Source organism: Nocardioides sp. P5_C9_2 (genome assembly GCF_054049555.1).
This window is the reverse complement of sequence record NZ_JBFUMD010000469.1, coordinates 1-3038: the sequence shown is the minus strand read 5'-3', so window position 1 is coordinate 3038 and position 3038 is coordinate 1. Positions and strand designations below refer to the sequence as shown.

General features: G+C 68.2%; 5 protein-coding genes. 3 read left to right on the top strand and 2 right to left on the bottom strand.

The features are described from left to right. On the bottom strand, positions 1-343 hold a 343-nt coding region (locus tag ACXJKL_RS18275), incomplete at its 3' end, for a 4Fe-4S binding protein (RefSeq protein WP_457208425.1). Between the two features lie 260 nt (positions 344-603). Further along, positions 604-1188, bottom strand: a complete 585-nt coding sequence (mftR, locus tag ACXJKL_RS18270; RefSeq protein ID WP_457208424.1) for a mycofactocin system transcriptional regulator — start codon at positions 1186-1188, stop codon at positions 604-606. 83 nt (positions 1189-1271) lie between these two features. Between mftR and mftA the strand changes: the two genes are divergently transcribed. Genes mftA through mftC form a run of 3 tightly spaced genes read left to right on the top strand, consistent with a single transcriptional unit; the run spans position 1272 to position 2877 of the window. Beyond that, positions 1272-1376, top strand: a complete 105-nt coding sequence (mftA, locus tag ACXJKL_RS18265) for a mycofactocin precursor MftA (protein WP_457208423.1) — start codon at positions 1272-1274, stop codon at positions 1374-1376. After that, entirely contained in the window at positions 1376-1651 is a 276-nt protein-coding gene (gene mftB, locus ACXJKL_RS18260) for a mycofactocin biosynthesis chaperone MftB (protein WP_457208422.1), read from the top strand. The genes mftA and mftB overlap by 1 nt, the downstream gene beginning before the upstream one ends. Next, positions 1648-2877: a mycofactocin radical SAM maturase gene (gene mftC / locus ACXJKL_RS18255; RefSeq protein WP_457208421.1), complete on the top strand. Its 1230-nt coding sequence runs from the start codon at positions 1648-1650 to the stop codon at positions 2875-2877. Before mftB ends, mftC begins: the two co-directional genes overlap by 4 nt. Positions 2878-3038: the final 161 nt, after the last annotated feature.

The following is a 3038-nucleotide window of genomic DNA, read 5'->3' as shown; positions in this document are numbered from 1 at the left end:
CTGCACCGACGACCGCCACCCGGAGGGGGGTCTCGCGCTCGATGCGAGCGGCCATGGCGGGGCGGCTGGACATCTCGTAGTCGTTGCCGGCGTACGTGAAGTAGTCGGCGTTGACCATCGCGTACTCGCCCAGGTGATCGGGGAGCTCGTAGTCGGGGTAGATCGCCGACACGGGGCACACGTCGACGCAGGCACCGCAGACGATGCAGTCATCCGGATTGACGTAGAGCATCTCGGCGGTCCCGTAGCCAGGCTCGTCCGGCGTCGGATGGATGCAGTCGACCGGGCACACGTCGACGCAGGACGCGTCGTTGCAGCAGGACTGGGTGATGACGTAGGTCACGTGAATGTCTCCATGGAACGGTCGTGGCAAGGTCGGATCGTGGCTCAGCAGACGCTGCAGAGGTTCGTGACCTACGACACACTACGAGCAATCGTAGTCAAATGAAAGCAATGAGTTCAATTGTTACCCGAATTGGTCGTGTCGACGGCTGACACGTCCGACCCGTTCCGGTCGGCGCCCACACGTACGGCGGTGCTGCGAATCTGCCCGGACGTCGTGCCGGCGACCCGTGACACCGCGCGAAGACACCGACTGTCGGATCACGCGCACAGTTCGACCAGGGTGGCGAGGCTTTCCTCCAGCAAGCCGGTGAGYGACAGCGTGGGATCGTCGAGCCATATCTCGTACGCGGTGAGGGCGAGGGCGAGGCTGACGTGGCCGAGCAGTCGCGGCCGCATCGCCGTGGCCTCGACGCCCAGGCGGGTGGCGGCGTACTCGGCGATCACCTCGCGCCACTCCGAGTATCGATGCACCGAGTGAGCCTGCAGGGCCGGCGTCTGGAGGATCAGCCGCATCCGCTCCACGTGGGCCGGCGACACCTGCGACGGGAAGCGATTGAATTCCACCACCGCGCGACCCACCGCTTCGTAGAGCGTCAGGCCCTCGGGCGTACTCGCGAAGATCTTCCTGAACCCCTCGAGAGTCCGGTCGAACTGCCCCCACGGGATGTCGTTCTTGGATCGGTAGTAGCGGAACAGGGTGCGGCGCCCGACGCCCACCTCCCGCGCGATGGCCTCGAGGGTGGTGGCCTCGAAGCCGCGCTCGCCGAAGAGCCGGAACGCTGCCAGCTCGATGGCGGCGTGGCTCGTCACTTCGGGACGTCCGACTGAGCCTCTGTTCGACACGGTGGAAATGTAGGCCCTTCCTTTTTGGCCACGAGTGCAGTTATTGTGCGACGTACACCACATCCTGTCGAGAGGACCCCGCCATGAAGCCCGAGAACCCCACGACCCCCGACCAGACCGACGAGTCGCTCACCGCCGAGAGCCTGATCGAAGAGGTCTCGATCGACGGCATGTGCGGCGTGTACTGATGCTCGACGAGGCTTGGACCCTGTCCCCGTCGGTGGCGCTGCGACCGGAGCCGTTCGGTGCGCTGGCCTACCACTTCGGCAACCGCAAGCTGACGTTCCTCAAGCGCCCCGAGCTGGTGGCGGTGGTCCGGGCTCTCGGCGAGCAGCCAGATGTCCGGTCGGCGCTGCTCGCGGCGGGCGTCCCCGAGGCACAGCATGCGGCGTACGCCGATGCCCTGGCCGGCCTCGCCCGTACCGACATGATCCGTCCTCGTCGCGAAGGAGTGGCCGCGTGACCATCGCGCCCGAACGCCCCACGACCGGCACGCTCGTCGAGCAGTTCGAGTTCGGACTCGACGCCCCCATCTGCCTGACCTGGGAGCTCACCTACGCCTGCAACCTCGAGTGCGCGCACTGCCTGTCGAGCAGCGGTCGCCGCGACCCCCGCGAGCTCACGACCGAGCAGTGCGAGGCCGTCATCGACGAGCTGCAGCGAATGCAGGTCTTCTACGTCAACATCGGCGGCGGCGAGCCGACCATCCGCCCGGACTTCTGGCACCTGCTGCGGTACGCCGTGGACCACCAGGTGGGCGTCAAGTTCTCCACCAACGGCGTCCGGATCACCCCCGAACGAGCCGCGTTCCTGGCCTCCACCGACTACGTCGACGTACAGATCTCCCTGGACGGCGCGACGGCCGAGGTCAACGACTACGTCCGCGGGCCGGGCTCCTACGACATGGCCCTCACCGCCCTGCAGAACCTGCAGGACGCCGGCTTCAAGGACGCGAAGATCAGCGTCGTCTGCACCCGGCAGAACATCGGCCAGCTCGACGAGTTCAAGGCCCTCGCCGACCGCTTCGGCGCGACGCTGCGCCTGACCCGCCTACGTCCGTCCGGTCGCGGCGCCGACGTCTGGGACGAGCTGCACCCCCTTCCGGAGCAGCAGCGCGAGCTCTACGACTGGCTGATGGCCCACGGCGAGGGCGTCCTCACGGGCGACTCCTTCTTCCACCTCGCGGCGTTCGGCGAGCCCCTGCCCGGCCTCAACCTCTGCGGTGCCGGTCGGGTCGTCTGTCTGATCGACCCCATCGGCGACGTCTACGCCTGCCCGTTCGCGATCCACGACAACTTCCTGGCCGGCAACCTGCTCACCGACGGCGGCTTCAAGCAGGTCTGGCAGACCTCCGCCCTCTTCGCGGACCTGCGCTCGCCCCAGACCGGCGGCGCCTGCGCGAAGTGCACCTTCTACGACACCTGCCGCGGTGGCTGCATGGCCGCCAAGTTCTTCACCGGCCTCCCCCTCGACGGCCCCGACCCCGAGTGCGTCCAGGGGTACGGCGAGACGGCCCTGGCAGGCGACCGCAGCATCCCAGCAGCGAGCCAGGACCACTCAAGGGTCAACCCCACCCGCAACCAGCCGGTGATGCTGACCCTCGGCCGCCGGCCCGACGTCCTGGATGTGCCGAGCACGCCCCCGGTCTCGGCCTGCGCCGAGAACCCGCTCGCGGGCTTCACCCCCTGACGCCCGGCCACCGCCTGTCGCAGGCGGGCGGTGGCCGGGTACCCATCGATCGAGAGACCCACATGAAGCTCGAGAACCCCTGGAAGCAGAACCCCTGGTTCGAGTCCGTCGCCGTGGCGCAGGAGCGCGCCCGCAAGCGCCTCCCCGCACCGGTGTACGGC

Bases quoted from the DNA above. Each gene is read 5' to 3' on its own strand.
- mftB (WP_457208422.1), top strand. From the start codon at position 1,376: ATGCTCGACGAGGCTTGGACCCTGTCCCCGTCGGTGGCGCTGCGACCG.
- mftA (WP_457208423.1), top strand. From the start codon at position 1,272: ATGAAGCCCGAGAACCCCACGACCCCCGACCAGACCGACGAGTCGCTC.